This is a genomic window from Photobacterium pectinilyticum, from assembly GCF_024357955.1.
Classification (GTDB): Bacteria; Pseudomonadota; Gammaproteobacteria; order Enterobacterales; family Vibrionaceae; genus Photobacterium; species Photobacterium pectinilyticum.
Genome location: NZ_JANEYT010000147.1, coordinates 1 through 3816, shown reverse-complemented (window position 1 = coordinate 3816; position 3816 = coordinate 1). Strand labels below are relative to the sequence as shown.

2 protein-coding genes are annotated in these 3816 nt (G+C 46.1%); one reads left to right on the top strand and one right to left on the bottom strand.

From position 1 onward, the window contains the following. Positions 1 to 33 precede the first annotated feature (33 nt). Entirely contained in the window at positions 34 to 3039 is a 3006-nt protein-coding gene (locus NHN17_RS25420; protein WP_255045458.1) for a Tn3 family transposase, read from the bottom strand. 146 nt (positions 3040 to 3185) lie between these two features. On the opposite strand from NHN17_RS25420, the gene NHN17_RS25415 reads away from it, so the two are divergent. Next, positions 3186 to 3752, top strand: coding sequence for a recombinase family protein (locus NHN17_RS25415; RefSeq protein WP_154723716.1), 567 nt, complete (start codon positions 3186 to 3188; stop codon positions 3750 to 3752). Positions 3753 to 3816 lie beyond the last annotated feature (64 nt).

Genomic DNA, 3816 nt, shown 5'->3' with positions numbered 1-3816 from the left:
GGGGTTTGAAGTCCAATGGAACGAAAACGTACGCTAAGGCCAATCATCAAAATCTGAAGGATTTTTCAGTGGCCTTAGCTGCCCCTTCATCACTTGATCTGCTAACGTAAATGAGTAGTGCCCAAGCATATTCACGTGTTTGTAACCAAGTGGTGACAACCGAGCCTCATCTTCTTCTTTTATCTCAGTATCTTGTTCTCGCAGATGATCCAGTGAAGCCTGCATATATATTGTATTCCAGAGCACGAGAGCATTAGTGACAAGACCTAGGGCACCAAGCTGGTCTTCCTGTCCTTCTCGATACCGTTTTCTGATTTCACCTCGTTGACCATGACAGATGGCACGAGCCACAGCATGACGGCCTTCTCCCCGGTTCAATTGGGTTAAAATCCGACGACGATAATCTTCATCATCAACATAGTTCAATAGGTACAACGTCTTATTAATACGACCTGCTTCAATGATGGCCAGTGCCAGGCTTGAAGGACGCTCACTTTTTAGCAAAGTGCGGATTAGTTCAGAGGCATGTACGGTGCCGAGCTTAAGTGAACCGGCAATGCGCATCATGTCATCCCAGTGCTGCTCGATCTTATGTGTATTAATGCAGCTACGTGCCAGCTCATTTAATACTCCGTAATTGGCAGCTTTGTCTACTCGCCAGAATACGGATTCCCCAGCATCTGCCAAACGTGGTGAAAACTGGTATCCAAGTAGCCAGAACAGACCAAATACCATATCGCTGGAACCGGCGGTATCCGTCATAATTTCTACTGGATCCAAACCTGTTTGCTGTTCCAGCAAGCCTTCAAGTACGAAGATAGAATCTCGGAGTGTTCCAGGAATGACGATGCCATGAAAACCAGAGAATTGATCCGAAATGAAATTGTACCAAGTGATCCCCCGACTAGAGCCAAAATATTTTCGGTTGGGACCTGCATTGAGCGTACGTACTGGCGTGACAAAGCGCATTCCATCAGCGGAAGCGACTTCGCCACCGCCCCATTTCTTTGCCAAAGACAGCGTTGACTGATAATCAACAAGTCTGGCATTTGCCCGAGCTAGAGTCTCCGAACGTAGGTAATTTTGCTTTACCCAGCTCAGCCGATGGCGGGTCAATGCCGGTACCTGATGTTTAATCAGGGGCTCCAACCCAATGTTGCAGGCCTCCGACAACAGTACTGCACATATACTGACAGTAAGATCTTCGGCTCGAGCATTGGATTCACTGACATGAGTAAACTCATCAGCAAATCCAGTATGTGCATGTATCTCTAATAATAACTCGGTAAGGTCTACGCCAGGTAATAAACCTCTGACTTGCTGTGCGAGTAACGTTAGGCTAGCGGGCTCTTCCAGTTTGTCCAAACTGTTGATCGTAAGTGCCGGGCGCTTACCGGATAAATCCAGTTCAACTGCCTTGTTATCACCAAAGTTCATAGCCACCTGTCTATAGGTGGCGTCCAGCTCACGAGCTAGACCATCAATTGCTTCTTTAGGATTCAGCGGGTGGCCGAGAGAGCGACATACTTGGATTCGATTGGCATGCCAATCCGGTCCTTGCAGCAGCTTTGAACGGGGATCACCCCAGCGATCACTGCTTGCAACGTAAACATCGCGACGACGCAGGCTATCTTGTAATTTATCGAGAAAGCAAAGTGTGTACCCTTGTTTAATAACCCTGCCTTCTTTATCAAAAACCAAGCGTTTCCATTGATTAGAAACAATCTCTAACGGCGCATCATCCAGTCGCTGTTTTCGCGTACTAGGAAGGCCAGAAAGATACTGAAAGGCTTCCAGTGTTGCTTTTCCTGCTGGGGCAGCCCTGAACTCAAGGTCATTGAGTAATTTCGGTAAAAATAGTCTGATCCGCCCATACTGTTCCACCATTTCATCATGGAAATTATCATCATATGGCCGCGCAAGTTCATTCACCGTCGCGATGGACTCTGCCAGCTTTTCACGGGGCAGTCGGGTAAAAATAGCCTCTCGGAGCATATCGTCATCCATGCTCTCATTTAGTATCAACGCGCAGACTTTAGCTAACGCCAAAGCAGATTTGTCTAAATCTTTCAGCGTTCGTAATCGTTTTTTCTGGCCAAGCTTCTTGGCTTTCCCTGCGATGTCAGTGACAAGCAAATCCAAAATATCGAGGGCTTCATCGAGGGCAATTGTTTCATAAGCTCGTGCAAATGCCACTAGAATTGCTGTCCGTTTTTTTTCCGGCATACGTGCAATCTTGTGCATCGAGATCATCCCGGCATGGCGAGCAAGGTTTTTAAACCGCACAGGCGGTATACCTGTGAAATTCAGCTCCTTCGTGCCGAAGGCTTTTAATCCCAGATACCGTTTTACAGCCTTATTGAAAGCGGGCCCGCTAATTGTCACCGGCCCCTTACGAAATTGATCAAACCGGGATAAGCGGGCTCCCTCTGGAACTTGGAGTAAGGTTTCCAGCCTTGTTACTTGCTCTGGAGTTGGCAGCTGCGATAGTCGCGACCATAAACGACGGGTAGATCGCTCACGTACTTCAGCAATCAACCGGGTCAATGTTGAAGCTCCCGGAAGTAGAATTTTATGCTGTATCAACCACCCTGTGGCGAGATCGAAAAGTAAACTGGGCCGCTCGTTACTGATCCAGCTGCGTGTATATAGCAGCCTGCTCAAACGGAAAGACCAAGGCCACCCAAACTCAAAATATCGGTATTGATTACGGATTAAAGCGGTATGTTCTCGCTTAGTCGTCTCCCGTTGGGCGTAAGTCGATAAGATATCGAGTTGCGTTATGCCAAGCTGCCGGGCGACAAACCACTGAACATTAACTGGCACATGCGACAGATCAAGAAGGAAGGTTCCAAGAAATCGAACACAACCAAGCTGCAAGGCAACGCCGAATCGATTTTGATCACCTCGGCGGTTATTTATAAATGCCAGATCCGTTTCATCCAAATGAAAATAGCGAGCCATTTGTACGTCATTGGGCTCCCCCGGAAATTGCCCGTAGATGTTTTTTTGTTCTGGAGTTAAAAAATCTACAGGCATCCGTCTCTCCAATCAGTACGCATTAAATTGTCTATTATTTTATAAGTTATTAGACACTTTAAAATGGCATAGTTAATATGTCTATTAAATCGATATTTTGAGATAATAGACACCCACCGTCCGACAATCGATTTAGGAGACACTTCATGCGGCTTTTTGGTTACGCACGAGTATCGACCAGTCAGCAATCTCTAGATATTCAGTTCAAGGCACTCAAATGTGCCGGTGTGAAAGTGAGTCGTATTTTTAGCGACAAGGGATCTGGAAGCAATACGAATCGAAAGGGTCTAGAACTATTACGCCTCAAAGTAGAGGATGGAGATGTAGTTCTGGTAAAAAAACTGGATCGTCTTGGGCGTGATACTGCCGACATGATTCATTTGATAAAGGAATTTGAGGAGCAAGGTGTTGCGGTGAAATTTTTGGATGACGGTATCAGTACAGAAGGCGAAATGGGAAAAATGGTCGTCACTATTTTATCCGCAGTAGCCCAAGCAGAGCGTCATCGAATTTTGGAGCGAACAAATGAAGGACGACAAGAGGCTAAATTAAAAGGTATCAGGTTCGGTAGGAAACGTACGGTAGACAGAAATAAGGTTCTGTCTATGTATAGCCAGGGGGTTGGCGCTACAGCGATCGCCAATCAATTAAAAATTGCACGTTCAACAGTCTATAAAATCATTGATGACATGAAAAAAGACTTCTCAACGTGAAGGCGGATTTTAATAGTTGTCAGCCTTAGCGTACGTTTTCGTTCCATTGGACTTCAAACCCCTT